The sequence below is a fragment of the Brevibacillus parabrevis genome, assembly GCF_022701015.1.
Lineage (GTDB): Bacteria > Bacillota > Bacilli > Brevibacillales > Brevibacillaceae > Brevibacillus > Brevibacillus parabrevis.
Map to the genome: position 1 here is coordinate 5397456 of NZ_CP064090.1, position 17524 is coordinate 5414979.

The window sequence follows — 17524 nt, forward strand, 5'->3', positions numbered from 1 at the left end:
TCATCATATTACTGCTTCCTGTTTTTGGTGTCAAGCAAGAACAACAGCAAAAAGCCCCCTGTCAGGACATCCTAACAGGAGGCTTTCGTATGTTTCGATGGTTAAGCCGCTCTTGCTTCGGCTTTCACTTCTTGAATGTACTGCTCTGCTTTTTGTTGGTCAAACTGGCCTTCCCAACGGGAGATGACGACAGCAGCCAACGCATTTCCTACCACGTTGACGACGGTGCGAGCCATGTCCAGCAGTCGGTCGACACCAGCGATAAAGGCGAGTCCTTCCAGCGGAATCCCTACGGAACCGAGAGTCGCAAGCAATACGACAAACGATACGCCTGGAACACCGGCAATCCCTTTGGAAGTTACCATGAGCACAAGCATCAGCGTAATTTGAGCGCTGATCGGCATATCAATGCCGTACATTTGGGCAATGAACAAAGCAGCCAGTGCCTGGTACAAGGTCGAGCCATCCAGGTTGAAGGAGTAGCCCGTCGGAACGACAAAGGAAGTAATCGCCTTTGGACAGCCCATTTTCTCCATCTTTTCCATGATCTTCGGCAGTACCGTCTCCGAACTGGACGTGGAGTAGGCCAGCAACAGCTCGTCCTTCAAAATGCGAAGAATCGACGTGATCTTGACTCCGCTGATGCGGGCGATCGTTCCCAGTACGACGAGGATGAAGAACAGCATCGCCAGGTGAACGAGGATGACCAGTTTTCCCAATGGAACAAGGGACGACAAGCCAAACTTGGATACCGTCACTCCGATCAGGGCGAATACACCGAATGGGGCAAAGCGCATGATCGCGTTTACAACCCAGAACATCGCATCGGCAACTCCCTGGAAGAAGGCGAGCACGGGCTTTCCTTTATCCCCGGCAGCGGCAACACCAAGTCCAAACAAGACAGAGAAGAAAATAATGGCCAACATGTCTCCGCGGACAATGGCATCGAATATGTTTTTCGGAACGATATTTACGAATGTGTCAATCATGCTGTGACTTTGCGTCGTTTCCGCTGTCTCAACATACGTATGAATGTCTGTTTTCGTCAGATGGGACATGTCGACGCCCACACCCGGCTGGAACAGGTTGGCGGCCAAAAGACCGACCACAATGGCAATCGTGGTAACGATTTCAAAATAGAGGATGGTTTTTCCGCCGATTTTACCGAGCTTCTTGATGTCTCCGACTCCCGCTACCCCAACGATCAGAGTGGCAATGACAATCGGAACGACAATCATTTTGATCAGCCGCAAAAATACATCGCCAATAGGCTGCAAATAGGTCGCCACTGCCGGGTTGCCATAGAAGATGGCACCCACCAGGATACCCAGAATGAGTCCGAGGACAATTTGAATCGCTAACCCAAACCGCTTCATTCTGACACCTCGCTAGTATAGTTTGAAAAGAATGGTTTGTCACACTATATACACATCCGTCTGAAACGAAGTGTTATATAGATGAGAATCATATCATGTTTTTTTGGCTACCCTGTTTTTTTCTATTCTTTTTATTTCTCTTTATTTTTTGACAACCAGCTCTTTTTCCGCAATTAGCGGGCAGATTGTGCTCGGTTCGGCAAAAATGCTAAAATAAGCCTACCGTAATACGCTGGACTCATTAAACATGAATGGAGCACTTTCATGACAATTCGGAAAATGTTGCTTCTGGGCTTGCTGTTGGCCGTTGCACTATTTCTATTGCCATACTCTGTCCCGTTTCTGCTCGCGCTTTTGACCGCGATTTTGCTTGAGCCGCTTGTTTTGTTCCTCATCCGTCGGGTCAAAATGAACCGGATGGGCGCCGTCAGCGTCTCCTTTTTGCTTTTTCTCGTCTCCTTTGGCATCATTTTGTACTGGATCGCCACGCAGATCGTCATTCAAGGGATTGATTTGGCCCAGCGGTTGCCGGGCTTTTCCCAGCACTTGTTCGAGCTGGTGGAATCGTACCTGTTAAGCTGGGAAAGCTACTACGCTACTTTGCCGGCAGACACGGTCGTGCAAATCCAGAGCGTCTTTGCCGGATTGAAAAACTGGGCGATCACGAGCGCGTCAGGCGTCGCCAGAGCGATTCTCGGAGCCGTTGCGATCATCCCCGGCTTTTTGATCAGCACGATCATTTACCTGGTCGCGCTGTTCCTGATCAGTCTGGATCTGCCAAGGCTGCGGGCTGGCTTCCTGCGGATGTTCACCGTGTCGGCCAGAGAAAAGGTCAATGTTGTCTTTTCCCAGTTGAACCGCGCCACCGTCGGATTTTTGCGCGCACAAATCATCCTCAGTCTCCTGACGTTTTTGCTTTCGTTTTTGGGGCTGCTCATCTTGCACGTAAAATACGCGGCTGTCGTCGCTTTGCTGATCGTACTCGTCGATATTTTGCCCATTCTCGGAACAGGTTCTTTTCTCGTTCCGTGGGCGGTCTACAACTTTTTGACCGGAAATGCCCGCCTGGGGATCGGGCTGATTATCCTGTTCCTCGTCATTACCGTTGTCCGGCGCATTATCGAGCCGAAAGTTCTCGCTTCCAACCTCGGGATCAGCGCCCTGGCGGCTCTCGTCAGCCTCTTCCTCGGTTTTCAGGTCATGGGATTTTTCGGGCTGATTATCGGCCCTGCGCTGGTGATCATTTACGAAGCCTTGCGCAAGGCGGGCTTTTTGAACTTCAAAATTGATTTTTAAAACGCAGGTCGCGGCGTTGGACGTCTATATGAAGCAACAGCAAAAAACCGCCTGGACAATCCAGACGGTTTTCTTATTCCTTGGGGGAGACGCGGACCAACAGATCGACGAGATGTACAGCTTCCATGCGCCCGTCCAATCCGGCGCGGTGAATCCCGGCCTTCATCTGAAGCAGGCAGCCCGGATTCGAGGTGACGAGAATGTCCGCTTGCGTCTTTGCGACGTGCCCCATTTTTTCATCCAGCAAACCGGAAGCCATCTCGGGCTGGAGCAAGTTGTAGATGCCTGCCGAGCCGCAGCAGCGCTCCCCTTCAAACAGTGGGACATACGTTGCACCGGGGATGGCTTTCAGCAGTTGGACAGGTTCGTTGCTCACCTTCATCCCGTTGCGCAGGTGACAGGAAGACTGATAGGTGATTCGCTGCGGCAAGGACTGCCATGTTTGCGCATCCATTTGCTCGCCCAACACCTCGCTGATGTCTTTGACTCGCGCCGCAAACCAGTCAGCCTGCTCGCGCACCTCCGCGTCGTCCGTGAGCAAATGGTCGTACTCTTTCAGCATAGCGCCGCACCCGCCCGCATTGGAAATGATCATGTCCACATTCGCTGCGTGAAAGACCGCTACATTGGTCCGCGCCAGCTTGCGGGCGATGCCGCGCTCTCCGCTATGGGCATGGAGCGCGCCACAGCAAACCTGACCGGGCACGATGACAACCTCGCAGCCCGCTTCGGCGAGCAAGCGCACCGTATTTCGGTTCGTCTCCTGAAACAACACATCCATAATACAGCCGGAAAACATCCCGACCCGATACTTGCGTTCCCCAACGGCCGGGATGACCGCAGCTTGCCATTCGTCCGCGAGACTGCCAGCGGCTGCTTCCGGCATGATCGCTTCCATCTCCCGCAAGTGCCGGGGCAGCCAGAACAGCAAGCCCAGCTTGCGCACTGCCTTTTGCAGCCCGGAGCGTTGGTAAAAGCGCAGCAGTCGGCCGAGCTGTTGCAGCCGCTTTTGCTCGGGAAACAGATGCACAAAAGCGAGCTTGCGCACGGCTTTGATCCACCACGGGTGCTGCTGTACGTCCTCGATCGCCTCCCGCGTCTGCTCGATCAGCTGTCCATAAGACACGCCAGCCGGACAAACTGGCTCGCACGCCCGGCAGCCCAGACACAAATTCATCTGGTCGACAAAGTCTTTGTCCGGTTCCATGACGCCGTCTGCCACCGCTTTCATCAGGGCAATCCGGCCGCGCGGAGAGGCCGCTTCATAGCCTGTCTCGCGAAACGTCGGACAGGCTGGCTGACAAAAGCCGCAGCGCATGCAATTGGACAATTCCTCGTAATCCAGCTTTTTGACGAGCGCTTCTTTAAGCACGCTGCACCACCACTCTCTGGCGCGACTCTTTGGCGAACATTTTTCCCGGATTCAGCAAATGATTTGGGTCAAAAGCTTGCTTGATTCCCTTCATCACTTCCATTCCGGCAGCCCCTGCTTTCCATTCCAAATAGGGCGCTTTGACGATTCCGACGCCGTGCTCTCCGGTAATCGTCCCGCCCAGCTCGATCGCTGCGGCGAATATTTCTTCAAAAGCGTGCTCCACGCGCTCGATTTCCTCCGTATTCCGGGCATCGGTCATACAGGTCGGGTGCAAATTGCCGTCTCCCGCGTGGCCAAAGGTGCAGATTTGCAGCCCGTAGCGGCTGGCGATTTCCTGGATGGCGGCGACCATCGGAGCGATGGCTGCGCGCGGCACAGTCGCATCCTCCAAAATCGTCGTCGGCCGCATTCTGGACAGGGCGGCAAGCGCACTCCGCCTCGCCGTCATGACTTCGTCCGCTTCTTCCGCTGTCGTCGCCACTTTGATTTGTACCGCAGCGTTTTTTTGGCAGATCGCAGCAATTTTGTCCATATCCTGATCGACCGTCAGCGGGTCGCCATCTTGTCCGATCAGCAAAATGGCCGCCACGTCTGTAGGAAGCCCGATCTTTTTGAACTCCTCGACGACGCGAATCGTGCCCTGATCGAGAAACTCCAGCGTGCCGGGAATGATCCGGTTGGCGATAATGTCCGACACCGACTTCGCCGCCTGCGCCATATCCGCGTACATCGCCAGCATGACCCGCTGCGTCTGCGGCTTGGGAATCAGCTTCAAAATCGCCTCCGTGATGATCGCCAGCGTCCCTTCGCTGCCTACCAGAAGCTTCGTCAGATCGTAGCCCGCTACGTCCTTCATCAGCTTTCCTCCGGTGCGAATCATCTCTCCGCTCGGCAGCACCGCTTCCAGTCCCAATACGTAATCTTTGGTCGTGCCGTACTTCAAACCGCGCAGTCCGCCCGAATTGAGCGCAATATTCCCGCCAATGGTCGAAATGACCATGCTCCCCGGATCGGGCGGATAAAACAGTCCGCGCGCTTCCACCGCCTGATGAATGTCGACTGTCCGTACTCCCGGCTGAACCGTAATCGTCAAGTTTTGCTCGTCGATCTCCACGATTTGATTCATGCGGTTGAGCACCAGCACAATGCCGCCTCTCAGCGGAATCGTCCCGCCGCACAAGTTGGAGCCAGCGCCGCGTGTCACGACGGGAATCCGGGCGGAGGCGCATAGCCGCATCACCTCCTGAACTTCTGCGGTGCTCCCCGGCATGACTACGGCATCGGGCAAAGCTTGTTGCATAGGAGTCGCGTCATACGAATAGGCTACAAGCGCTTCCTGGCTGTCCAGGCAATGTTTCTCGCCGACAATGGCCCGAAGCTGTGCGCGAATCGGTGCAGGCAACATCCAAAATCTCTCCCTTCCGGCAATCCCTTTCTGCATCCATCCATCAATCGTTCAAATATTCGCTCTTTATCATTCGTTTTCATTTTATGTAATGAAATTACGTTAGTCAAATCGTTTTAAGTAAATTTTGTTTCAAAGTATTTTTTCACCCCAAACAAAAAAAGACGCAATACGCGCCTTTTTTCTGTGTACACCTCGTTAGCTTGCGTTCTTCTGGTCATCCAGCTCAGCCTCGATCCGGGAAGCGCTGGATGTTTCGCCCATGCGCCAGTACGTAATCAGGCTGATCGCAATACAGCCGGCGACATAGTAGTAGAAGAGCGATTCAGAACCGATATTTTTCAAGCCGAGGGCGATAAATTCAGCCGTTCCCCCGAAGACGGCAACCGTGATCGCATACGGGAAGCCTACGCCCAATGCGCGAATTTCCGTCGGGAACAGCTCGGCTTTCACAATCGCGTTGATCGAAGTGTAGCCAGTGACGATGATCAGCCCTGTCAGCATCAAGACGAAGGCAACCATCGGACTTTTTGTTTGCTCCATCAACAGGAACATCGGCACCGTAAACAGCGTTCCCAAAATACCGAATCCCATCAGGAGCGGACGACGGCCGATCCGGTCAGACAGCATTCCGGCAATCGGTTGCAGCACGACGAAGACGAGCAACGCCGTGAAGTTGATCCAGCTTACCGTTTCTTTCGGAAGCCCCACGGTGTTGACCATGAACTTTTGCAAATACGTCGTGTACGTGTTGAAAGCAATCGTTCCGCCGAGCGTCAGTCCGACGACGGTCAGCACAGCCTTCGGATGCTTCATCAGCGCGCGAAGGGTACCAGCGCTTTCCTTGCTCTTCTTCTCCATCTTCGAAAATTGCTCCGACTCATCCATCGAGCGGCGCAGCCAGAGGACAGCCAAAGCTCCAAGCGCCCCGATCACGAACGGAATGCGCCAGCCCCATGCATGCATGTCCGCTTCGCTGAGAACTTGCTGAAGGACGATTTGCACCCCGAGGGCAAGCAACTGTCCGGCGATTAACGTAACGTACTGGAAGCTGGAATAGAAGCCGCGGCGTCCGCTGCTCGCCATCTCTGACAAATAAGTAGCGGAAGTTCCGTATTCTCCACCCAGTGACAAACCTTGCAGCAGGCGCGCGAGAACGAGAATAATAGGCGCATAAATGCCAATCGTGCTATAGCCTGGCGTCAAGGCGATAATCAAGGAACCGCTGGCCATCACCGTAATCGACAGCGTCAATGCTGCGCGTCTGCCGTGACGGTCGGCGTAACGCCCCATCAGCAAGCTTCCGATTGGACGCATTAAAAAGCCGATGGCAAAAATCGCTGCGGTGTTGAGCAGTTGGCTGGTCGGATCACCTTTCGGGAAAAACTCGGACGAGAAGTACACTGCGAATGCGGAATACACATACCAGTCGTACCATTCAATCAGGTTTCCGATCGAACCTTTGAAAATGTTGCCCGTGATGCGTCGCGAATTGGCGCGATCGTTTGCTTGACTCACTTTTTTTCCTCCTCCAAATGTAATCGGTTTCAAAAATCATTCGCGAATATACAAAAGCAAGTTGCATGCCAAACCAGTCGCAAACTGCTGGCAGGTCACAGGCAAACGATTCTGAGCGCGCGCTATCCATGGAATTTTCCGATCTGCCAAAATGTTTCGTCTAGCAAATCAGCCGCCTGCGTCCATCTGTATTTTTCTTGGCCCACACAAAAACCCGGCAAAAAACTCCGGTTGAGGCGGAATTTTTTGCCGGGTCGGTAACATGACGCGTACTTTTTTTCCTTTACGGCTGTGGCTCCTTCGCTCGGGCCAGCTCCGCGTAGTACAAGGCTGCTCCCGGATGAAGCGGAACGACCAGGTTTTCGCCCGCTTTTTGCCTGTCGATTTGCTTCGCGGCTTCATGGGCATGTTGCAAGGCGTCCAGATTTTCGAAAAAGGCTTTCGTCAGCCGATACACTTGTTCGTTGGGCAAATCGGAGCGAACCAAAAGAATATTGCGGATCGCAACCGTCGGGATCGCTTTTTCGTTTTGGTAGACGCCAGGCGGAAGCTGGGCTTTTTCGAAAAAGGCAAACCGTTTGGTCAGCTTTTCGATATGCTCGGGAAAGATCGGGACGATTTGCACCTCATCGGTGGATTGCAGCGCGAGCACAGCCGTGTTGGGCAAGCCGGACGTGACGAAGGCCGCGTCAATCGCGTTGGTTTTCAACTGCTCGATCGCCTCCGAGTAAGACAAATACTCCGGCCGCAGATCGTTGTACGTAATGCCGTGCTCGTTTAAAATCATCCGCGCGTTGACCTCGACGCCGCTGTTCGGCGCACCTACGCCTACCCGCTTGCCTTTCAGATCGTACACGGAATGAATGTCCCGGTCTTTTTTCGTCACGATTTGCACGTAGTTCAAATACAGCCCGGCCACCGACTTCATGCGCGCAACCGGCCCGCTTGACTGGAAGCTCTCCAGCCCGCCGAGCGCGAACGAAGCGACATCCGACATCGCAAAGGCCAAATCGGCTTTTCCGCTCTCCAGCAGGCGCACGTTTTCCACAGAGCCGTCAGAGGAACGGACCGCCGTATGATAGCCGAGCTTCGTTTGATACACTTTAGCCAACGCTCCCCCGATGACGTCGTACGGACCTGACGCGCCGCCCGTTGCGATCGTCAGCAGCGCTTGTTCTTCGCCAGGAACAGGCTGGGCCGACTCCGGCTTCGGAGCGCACCCGCCAGCGCTTGCCAAAAGCGCCAATCCAACAACGACAGCCGTCACGGCAATCCATGCGCGAGCCTGCCTCATTGCGCGCCTCTCCCGTATTGCTTCAGCTTCTCGCGCAAGCCCCGTTCGCTGATCGCAAGCTGCTTGGCCGTGTTCAACCGATGCCCGTTGTTATTGTCCAGCGTATACAAAATGTACATCCGCTCTGCTTCTGCCAAAGTCAATCCTGGCGGTATCAACAGCGCTTGTTCCTCTGCTGCTTGCACCTGGCTGCTGCTCCGCTTTTCGCGCACTGCTTCCGGCAAGTCATGCGGCTCGATCACTTCCTTTTCCGATAGGGCAACCGCATATTCGAGGATGTTGGACAGCTCCCGCACGTTGCCAGGGTATGCATAGTCATACAGCTTTCGCTTGGCCTCCGGACTGAGCGTTTTCGTCCTGACCCCCATATTCGCCGAATACAAGGCCAAAAAGTGCTCCACGAGCAGCGGCACGTCTTCCTTGCGCTCTCGCAATGGCGGCAGATGAATCGGAATCACGTTCAGCCGATAGTACAAATCTTCGCGAAACGTTCCTTTTGCCACTTCGTCCTGCAACTGACGGTTCGTTGCGGAGATGATTCGCACGTCGACTTCCTTGGACTGCTGCGAGCCGATCGGCGTGACCACCTTTTCCTGAATGACGCGCAAAATTTTGGCTTGCAGGGCGAGCGGCATCTCGCCGATTTCATCGAGAAAAATCGTGCCGCCATCCGAGCGCTCAAACAGACCTTGCTGCCGCGCGTACGCTCCGGTAAACGCCCCTTTTTCATGCCCGAACAGTTCGCTTTCCAACAGCAACTCAGGGATAGCCGCGCAGTTGATGACGGAAAAGGCACGCTTTTGCCTGTCGCCTTGATAATGGATCGCCCGGGCGACCAGCTCTTTTCCCGTCCCGCTTTCTCCGCTAATCAGCACATGCGAATTGATGTCCTTGACCTTTTCCACCAGTTGAAAAACTTTCTGCATGGCATGGCTCTTGCCGATGATCCCCGCGTACGTTTCCTGCTGGCGGACAGCCTGACTCAGCACCTGAACCTGGCGATGCAACTGCTGAAAAGCGAGCGCTTTGCCGAGCAGCAGCCTGACCTCCTCCAAATTGAGCGGCTTGGTCAAGTAATGGTAGGCACCTGCCTTCATCGCCTCGACGGACGACTCGATGGAGCCGTAGGCTGTCATCATGATGACGACTGCGTCCGGCTGCTTTTCCTTGATCTGGCGCAAAAGCTCGATCCCGCTCGTCCCGCGCAAGTTCAAATCGAGCAGAATGCCGTCGATCGGCTCCTGTTCCAACAACTGCAAGCTTTCCTCTGGCCCGGAGGCAGTGAACACCCGATACTCGTCATCCAGGGCAAAGGAAAGCGACGAACAGATCGCCCGTTCATCATCAATGATCAAGATGTTCATCGCCAGTCTCTCCTTTCGCAAAATGCAGGTAGAACGTCGTTCCCGCTCCTTCTGTGCTCTGCACGGTAATTTCTCCCCCGTGGTCGTGCATAATTTTTTGACTGAGGTACAAGCCGAGTCCGATTCCTTGGCTTTTCGTCGTGAAAAAAGGCTGGAACAAATGCAGCCTGTCCTGTTCGCTCATGCCCGGCCCGGTATCGGAAATCGCCAGGCACACCGCCCGAGCTTCTCCGGGCAGTACGCGAAACGTCAATTGCTTGTCAGCAGATTGTTGCGCCATCGCTTCGCTGGCATTCAGCAACAGATTGATCAGCACTTGCTTGATCCGGTCCCGATCGACAAGCACGTCCACATCGAGCGTAGGGTCAAGCTTTGGCTCGATCCGCTCGCTCTCCAGCCGCTTGGCAAAAAGTCCCTGCACGGATTGCACAATCTCCAGCAGATTTTCCCGCTTGCGCTGCAACGGCTTTTCCCGGGAGTAATCGAGCAAGTCTTCGATGATGCGGTTCATGCGCGCCACTTCTTCGGGAACGTGCTCCACAAGCTGTGCGCGGAAGCGTTCGTCATTCAGCTTCCTCGGCAAAAGCTCGGCAAACGTTTTGATCGCGGTAAGCGGATTGCGGATTTCGTGAGCAATGCCCGCGACCAGTTCGCCCAGCGCGCGCATTTTTTCCTGGGCAATCAAGCGGGCCTGCAAATGCTTCTGCTCCGTCCGATCCTGCAAGCAGAGTATCCCGCCCGTTCTCTGTCCAGCCCCGTTCGTCAAAGTAGCGAGGTAGTATTGCACAATCCGCCCCGTGCCATCCCCCAAGTGCAGCTCGCCTTCCAGCACGCGGGCATCCTGCATCTGCAAAAGCTCCCGGACGGGCAGCTCCGGCAGGCAATCCATCACAGACGCGGCTTCCGGCTTGTCCATGTTCCCCAACCATTTTTGTGCCGCATGGTTGATCAGTGTAATTTTGCCTTCCTGGTCGAACGACAAGATGCCGTTGTCTACGCTGTTGAGAACCGTCGTCTGAAAAGCGAAGCTGTCCGCCAAAGCTGCCGTTTGCCTCCGAACTGCTTTTTGCAGCCTTTTGTTCCACAAAAAACTGCCCGTCAACACGACGATGACGATGCCCATCACGATGAGCAGCCCGTAGACCAGCTTTCGCCACCAGTCGATCGCCAGTGCGCTGTACGGCTCCAAATACCGCGAATACAACTGTTCATACACGCCGTTGCGGTGCAGTTGCGCCAGTCCGGCATTGAGCTTGTTCACCAGCTCGTAGTTTCCTTCCCGGACGGCAAACGCATAGTCGGACGGCGGAATCAGTCCCGTGCGAATCCGGTAGTCGCTCCCCTTGCCCGTTCTCTCCAGCATATACTCGGCTGTCCAGCGGTTGCCCAAAAACACATCGGCCCGATCGAGAAAAAGCATCTCCAGCGCATCCGTCTGACTGAACGCAGCCAGCCTTTTGCCGCCGCGAATGCTCTCCAATTGCGACACGCCTGCGTCGTCGCGCTGAATTGCCACGACTTTGCCCCGCAGGTCGCTGATCGCCGCAATATCCCGCATCGCTTGCGGAATGACGAACGCGTCCGCCGCAGTCAAATACGAGTCGCTAAAGTCGAACTGCGTATCGCGCGTACTCGTGTATTTCATCCCGACAACCACGTCCAGCTGTCCTTCTCTCAGCTTGATGACCGCATCCTCCCATTCGAGCGGAACATACTCGATCTGATAGCCATGCAAGGCGTCCATGCTGCGAATCAGTTCAATATCAAACCCGGCTGCTTCCCCGTTTTTATCCACGTAAGACAGCGGCGGCAAGCTTTTGTCAAAGCCGACGCGGATGAGCCGCTCTTCCTGCGCTTTCGTATGAGCGATTGGTACGAACAAGCCAACCAAGGTGAATAAAGCGATGAGCCATGCGAACCTGCGCAAAAAACCCGCCTCCTTTCTCCTGCTCTTCGTGCCGTCCAGACGGGTTGATGCAACAAGCTTATTATGGACGAAGGAAGCATGCTTGAAAAGAATGCATGCGCCCGAACGCCAAAACTACAGTTACAGCCAAAACCAAAACCAAACAAGCCGAGTCTCCTTTTGGCATGGAGAATCGGCTTGCTTTTCTTTCCTCTGCATCTGGCGGATCGCAGAATGCCGGACGCCGCTGAATCTCAGACGAACAGGCTGATCAAGTTTCCGTCCGGGTCTTTGACGATCGCATAGCGCTGGCCCCAGACGGCATCCCACGGCTCGCGGTGGCTTTCGTAGCCGCGCTCGACGATTTTTGCATACAAAGCGTCCAAAGCGGCGGCATCCTCGCATAAAAAGGCCAGCTCGATTCGGTGGCCGCTGGCAGGCTCCCAACCGCCGTAGACGCTTTTCGCGATCTCTACCGTGTCAAAAGCCAAGCGGACGCCATCCTGCGCCACTTCTACGTGGTGCTCCCCATTCGCCTCTTCTGGAATCGCAAGTCCGAGCGTGCGGTAAAAGTCCAGCGCTTTTTTCATATCCTGTACGACAATTCCTACCATATCGAGCTTGATTGTCATGTTTAATGTCCTCCTGTCCTTGTTCACAGCTTCTCCCGCCAGAGCGATCCAGGCGTCAGCGGGGGTCTTGTTCAACCATATCAGACAAGCCTAGTTGCCGGATTGTAAAAAACGGACAGCTTCGGGCGATTGCTGCACCTGCACACCTGTACGCTGGGGCTGGGCAAAAACTCCGCTTGGCGGCTCGCCGTAAAAGCTGCGAAAGCTTTTGATCACGTGCGACTGATCGTAATAGCCGCATTGCAAAGCCGCTTCTACAAAAGGCACCGCCTGATTGCGGGACAGCATTTGCAGCAAGCTTTGGAACTGAATGATGCGCATAAGCTCTTTCGGCCCCACGCCAAAAGCTTGCTGGAACAGCCTGCGCACGTTTCTTTCGCTGTACGCCACTTTGTCCGCCAAAGCCGCGATGGACAGCGTTCCGCGCTGCTCGTACATGTACTGCATGCTGGTCAACAGCAACGAGTTTGTCGGTGGCCTGTCGCGGTTCAGGCACTGCATAAGCATTTGCTCGACACGGGCGATCCGCTCCGCCGTATTCGCCGCCTCCAAAATTCTTTCCATAGCCCAAAGCGCCTCCATCCCCCACAAATCTTGCAAAAAGACATGGGCTGCACTCACTTCGGCTACGGGAAAGCGGAAAAAACGGTCTGCCTCCTCCACGAAAAAGCGAATGCCGAACATCGACTGCGGCCCTGCCAGTGGCATGACTTCATAGGAGGTCATCAACCCGGTGACAAAAGCTCCGCTGGCAAACGTCCCGGCTTGCAGATCGAAAATGATGTCGACGCAGCCATCCGGTATGACCCGGTGCAAGTGCGGCGTGCTCTGCCCGTGAAACTGCGGCGTGCTCTGCCCGTGAAACTGCGACGTCCAATAGCAAGCCACATAGTTCGCCAGACGCTCGCTCGGCAAGTATTCGTGATAATGGTAACGGTCAGGCCAGTCCGGCTTTTGCAAGGTCGGCGGCTGCACAGGTCGGTATCGTCTCATCGTGTTTCTCCGTTCTTTTGGCGAGCCTGCTTCACTGGCTTTTGCGAAGCGAAGCGGGCTTCTTTGCTTCTAGAACCTATTTTCCCCACGATGGCCCAACTCCTGCTCACTTTTTCCCAATTTGTTGTATATGTTAGCAAGAATGGAACTTTGATCTTTGGAGAAAGGCGAGGTGCACGATTTGATCTCCTCATCCAAATGGAGTCTTCATCAGTTCTTTTCCAAAAGCCCGTACGTTCGCCCGTATTTGCCCCCCACGTCGCTCTACCAGCCTGCGCTTCTCGAAGACTATCTCGGCAAGTACGGCACGGTTTATATCAAGCCGACCAGAACCCACATGGGCAAAGGCATCATGCGCGTCTGGAAAACAGCAGACGGCTTTTCGTTCGTCAAAGAACGCGGAGAGCCTGTACAGGCAGGCTCCTTGTCCGAGTTGAAGCAACAGCTCGCTCGCCAATGCACGGAAAAAAACTACGTGATTCAAAAAGGGCTGGACTTGGCGGAGCTGGACGGACGACCGTACGATATACGCGTCATGATGATGCGAAACGGCCTCGGGAAATGGCAGTATGCCGGAATGCTGGCAAAGGTGGCTGGCAGCGACAGCGTAATTACGAACGTCGCCCGCGGCGGCGGATATGCGGTTACCGTTCCGTATGCCTTGACGAAGTCGAAAGCCGTGGAGCCGGAACAAGTCAAAGCCATCGTCGCGAAGCTCATCCAGGTCAGTCATCGCGTCTGTGCGCACTTCAACAAGTACCGCCACAGCGCGCAAATCGGGGTTGATTTTGCCATCGACAAGCAAGGCCAGCTCTCGATCATCGAGGTCAACTACGACTTTCCGTCGCACGCGCTTTTTGCCAAGCTCAAAGACAAAACGTACTTCCACAACATCAAGCGGCTGCACTACCAGTACAAAAACCGGGTGAAGCGCAAAAAGAAAAAAGTGTGAGCGGGCCATTTTTCGGGATAGAGCTTTCAGATCGCCTCTGGATTCTCTATCTTTGCTTTTTTCGAAAAACAACAACAGAATTTTCTTGCAATTCAACAAACACAATGCTACTATTCTCTCAACAGAACAAGTTAATCGATTAACCGATACGTTTAACTAAGCTTTGGCAAGGAGGTTCCCGTGGCTACTTTAAAAGACATTGCCAAGCATGCGAATGTCAGTGCCTGCACCGTCTCCCGATATTTGAACGATGATATCGTCATCAAAAAAGAAACAGAGGAACGCATTTTGCACGCCATCAAAGAACTCGGCTACGTGCGCAACGTGGTGGCAAAATCGCTCAAGCGCAAGGAGACGTTCAACATCGCTGTCATCCTGCCGAAAATCAACAACCTTTACTATTCCGAGATTACCTCCGGCATCAGCCAAACTTTGGGGAAGCATCACTACAATCTCTATATTTATGAAGTCGACAACCTGAACCTCCAGGAAGAAGCCATCCTCCAGCTCATGCGCGAAAACATGGTAGCGGGCATCATCTTCATCGGCTTGTTCTCGGACACTTCCTTTTCCGAGAGCATCCAAAACGTCATCGACTGGAACATTCCCGTCGTCTACGCCAATCGCTGCATGCCGTTCGAAGGCTTCCCGCTGCTGTACCCCGATTTGGTCCAGGCCAGCAAGTTAGGAACCGAATATTTGCAAGCCAGCGGCAAAAACAAGCTCGCTTTTGCCCACAAAAAAGTGCCCGATCAGCTGCTCGCGCTATTTTTGGAAGGGTATCGCCAGGCGACGAACAGCGACGAGAAGCCACTGCTCCTGGAAATCTCCGATGAGCTGGAGCTTGTCAAAGACTGCATTCCGACTCTTGTCGAAAACAGCATCGAAGGCGTTTTTGTGCTGAACGAGCTGAGCGCTGTCTATTTGACAAAAGCACTCGTACAAGCCAACATTCGGATTCCGGAAGACATGGCTGTGCTGAGCTTGGGCAATTCCTTGATGTCGCAAATATCGACCCCTGAGCTGACATGTGTGGATTTGCAGAACCGCGAGCTTGGGATCAAAAGCGCAGAAATGATTTTAAGCCAGATTCGCAAAGAAGAGTTTGAACCTGTCACTGTGCTTGCGCCGTGCATCGTCGTGCGAAAATCAGCGTGACTGGATGGCGCGACAGTTGGTAGAACAGTTGGCAGCGCAGTTGGTAGAACAGTCACCAGGCCGCAAAAGGACCACACGTCTTTTGGCCTTTCGTTCCTCTTTTAGTTAAACGATTAACTGGAAGTTCCCTTCGTTTTTGGGCTTGCATGGAAAGCTGCTTTTTTACACCCACTTGGTTAATCGTTTAACTAAGCAAATTTTCGTCCCATGCAGCCAATCTCTTTTTTCGCCCTTTGCAGCCAGTCTCTGTTTGTTCCCTTTTAGTTAAACGATTAACTGACTGTCATCACCCTACTCCCGATAAGTGCAGAGCCTAGCTCTACTTATATAAAATTTTTGCCAAGGAAAGGAAGAACTCAGCCATGAAGCAAACAGAAATCAACCACCTTGAAAAAGTCCGTGCGATCTTCGATATTTTGCACGGGAAAAAGGAAGCCGACCTGCTCCTGAAAAACCTGAACATTTTGGATGTTCACGGAGAAACCGTCTACCATGGCTCCCTCTTGATTTACGACAAACGAATCGTTGCGCTCAACCCGGACGAATCGGTCATCCAGGTAAAAGAAGTATTTGACGGTCAAGGACTGTATGCCATTCCAGGCTTGATCGATGCCCACCTGCACTTCGAATCGCAGCTCGCTCATCCGACGGCGCTTGCGGAAGCGATGGTGCCTTGCGGGACGACGACGATTTTTGCAGAGTGTCTGGACCTCCTCAGTGCTGCTGGCGAAGATGGCGTGCGCGCGGCGCAAAACTTGTTCCGCGATTACGACAAGCTGCCGTATCGCCTGTACGCTTTTGCGCCTGGCAAAAAGACCGCAGCTTGGGTGACCAAAGAAGTGCTGGAAATGGAGCCAGTGATCGGTTTGGGCGAGTTCGAGCACTTCACCTACAGCAAAGGCGATGAGGACGATTTCCAAAAAGCAGCGTGGGTGCGGGCCAAAGGCGGCTTCATGAATGGCCACTGGGGCTTGACCGCTCTGCCGGACATGGTGCTGAACTACTTGCCAGCCATCGGGGTATCGAACAACCATGACGTCTGGAACGGAGACGACATCGAAAAAAGCATCCGCTACGGCTTCCCTACCCAAATCAAATTTGGCGTCGGCAGCAGCGAAGTCATCAAAACATTGCTCCGCTCCATCGTCGACCGCAAGTTCCCGACGGAAAACTTCATGCTCTGCACCGACAACATCTCGATTGAGCGCTTGCTGAAAATGGGACACATGGATTGGATCATCTCCCTCTGCACCCAAATGGGCATCAATCCGATCAAGGCGATCAAAATGGCTTCCTACAACACGGCGAAGTCGTTTAACATGGATCATCAAATCGGCTCTTTGACACCAGGCCGTTTTGCCGATATCGTGTTGACAGATAGCTTGTCGCAAATCAACCCGCTGTACGTCTTCAAGGACGGGGAATTGATTGCCAAAGACAGAAAAATGTTGAAAAATGCCGACATCGACTACTCCGCCATGTGCACAAAAGGCGTCACCGGGCTGGACGACTTGACGCCGGAGCAGCTTGACATCGTGCCGCTGGAACTGTCCGAAGACGGGCAACAAGCCAAAGTGTACCTGTTTGACGTATACGGCCGCGGCCACGCCAAGTTTTATCAGGAAATCTGGGTGCCTGTAGTAGACGGCAAAGTCGTCGCGGAGCATGAAGGCGAAAAATTGAGCCGCCTGTCTGTCATTCGCCGCTATGCCGATGGCAAACGCCATATTGTCAACGGTTTGTTCAAAGGCGTTTACGTGGAACACGGCGCTGTGGCAACCTCCTGGCCAGCACCGATCCCGTACTTCGTCGTCGTCGGGCAAGAAAGCGAAGAAATGTGCTATTGCGCCAAAGAAGTGGACAAGTATTCCGGAGCTTGCATCGTCACCGACAACAAGACCAACAAAAGCGTGCTGCCGCTGGAAATTTACGGGGTGATGGCGAACATGACTGTCAGCGAACTGACGCAAAGCGCCGATGCCATCGACGCCGCTCTGGAAGAGATGGGCAACCGCAACGAAGGCGAACCTGTCGTAAACAAGCTGCTCAGCCTGTTTATCTCCCTGCACCGCTTCCGCTTCATGGAATAATGGCAAAGCTCGTCAAGACTGCCATTTACTGTCTGAATCATTGGAATCTTTTTGCCTGAATCCTTTTCACAAAAAAGAAAGCGCTTTAACGTATGGGGGATGATCTCTCAAAAAGCCTCATCTCCCCCATGCCTGCGCACATTTCGGGGGAACATTTGCTATCTC

General features: G+C 53.8%; 13 protein-coding genes. 4 read left to right on the forward strand and 9 right to left on the reverse strand.

Annotation, left to right across the window (positions count from 1 at the left end):
• Nucleotides 1-101 precede the first annotated feature (101 nt).
• Entirely contained in the window at nt 102-1376 is a 1275-nt protein-coding gene (locus tag IRJ17_RS24825; protein ID WP_122963060.1) for a cation:dicarboxylate symporter family transporter, read from the reverse strand.
• Nucleotides 1377-1640: 264 nt separating this feature from the next.
• Between IRJ17_RS24825 and ytvI the strand changes: the two genes are divergently transcribed.
• On the forward strand, nt 1641-2672 hold the full coding sequence (gene ytvI / locus IRJ17_RS24830) for a sporulation integral membrane protein YtvI (protein ID WP_122963059.1): 1032 nt from the start codon (nt 1641-1643) through the stop codon (nt 2670-2672).
• Between the two features lie 73 nt (nt 2673-2745).
• Here the strand turns inward: ytvI and IRJ17_RS24835 are convergent, their stop codons facing one another.
• The 8 genes from IRJ17_RS24835 to IRJ17_RS24870 form a co-directional block, all read right to left on the reverse strand.
• Nucleotides 2746-4044: a (Fe-S)-binding protein gene (locus tag IRJ17_RS24835; RefSeq protein WP_242772199.1), complete on the reverse strand. Its 1299-nt coding sequence runs from the start codon at nt 4042-4044 to the stop codon at nt 2746-2748.
• A complete protein-coding gene (locus IRJ17_RS24840; RefSeq protein ID WP_242772201.1) occupies nt 4037-5452 on the reverse strand; it encodes an FAD-binding oxidoreductase in 1416 nt (471 codons plus the stop codon). The genes IRJ17_RS24835 and IRJ17_RS24840 overlap by 8 nt, the downstream gene beginning before the upstream one ends.
• 198 nt (nt 5453-5650) lie before the next feature.
• Nucleotides 5651-6970, reverse strand: coding sequence for an MFS transporter (locus tag IRJ17_RS24845; protein ID WP_173596168.1), 1320 nt, complete (start codon nt 6968-6970; stop codon nt 5651-5653).
• A gap of 283 nt (nt 6971-7253) precedes the next feature.
• The gene (locus IRJ17_RS24850) at nt 7254-8264 is read right to left on the reverse strand and encodes a TAXI family TRAP transporter solute-binding subunit (RefSeq protein ID WP_122963055.1); all 1011 of its coding nucleotides are present in this window, start codon (nt 8262-8264) and stop codon (nt 7254-7256) included.
• Entirely contained in the window at nt 8261-9628 is a 1368-nt protein-coding gene (locus IRJ17_RS24855; protein WP_242772204.1) for a sigma-54-dependent transcriptional regulator, read from the reverse strand. The genes IRJ17_RS24850 and IRJ17_RS24855 overlap by 4 nt, the downstream gene beginning before the upstream one ends.
• Nucleotides 9609-11555, reverse strand: coding sequence for a transporter substrate-binding domain-containing protein (locus tag IRJ17_RS24860; protein ID WP_242772207.1), 1947 nt, complete (start codon nt 11553-11555; stop codon nt 9609-9611). Before IRJ17_RS24860 ends, IRJ17_RS24855 begins: the two co-directional genes overlap by 20 nt.
• Before the next feature lie 233 nt (nt 11556-11788).
• On the reverse strand, nt 11789-12166 hold the full coding sequence (locus IRJ17_RS24865) for a VOC family protein (RefSeq protein ID WP_173596164.1): 378 nt from the start codon (nt 12164-12166) through the stop codon (nt 11789-11791).
• A 90-nt stretch (nt 12167-12256) separates the two neighbouring features.
• Complete coding sequence (locus IRJ17_RS24870) at nt 12257-13159, reverse strand: helix-turn-helix transcriptional regulator (protein WP_242772210.1); 903 nt, start codon at nt 13157-13159, stop codon at nt 12257-12259.
• A gap of 181 nt (nt 13160-13340) precedes the next feature.
• On the opposite strand from IRJ17_RS24870, the gene IRJ17_RS24875 reads away from it, so the two are divergent.
• The 3 genes from IRJ17_RS24875 (at nt 13341) to IRJ17_RS24885 (ending at nt 17359) form a co-directional block, all read left to right on the forward strand.
• Nucleotides 13341-14111, forward strand: coding sequence for a YheC/YheD family protein (locus tag IRJ17_RS24875; RefSeq protein ID WP_328146566.1), 771 nt, complete (start codon nt 13341-13343; stop codon nt 14109-14111).
• A gap of 180 nt (nt 14112-14291) precedes the next feature.
• Nucleotides 14292-15269, forward strand: a complete 978-nt coding sequence (locus tag IRJ17_RS24880; protein WP_242772215.1) for a LacI family DNA-binding transcriptional regulator — start codon at nt 14292-14294, stop codon at nt 15267-15269.
• Between the two features lie 362 nt (nt 15270-15631).
• Nucleotides 15632-17359, forward strand: a complete 1728-nt coding sequence (locus IRJ17_RS24885; protein WP_122963049.1) for an amidohydrolase family protein — start codon at nt 15632-15634, stop codon at nt 17357-17359.
• Nucleotides 17360-17524: the final 165 nt, after the last annotated feature.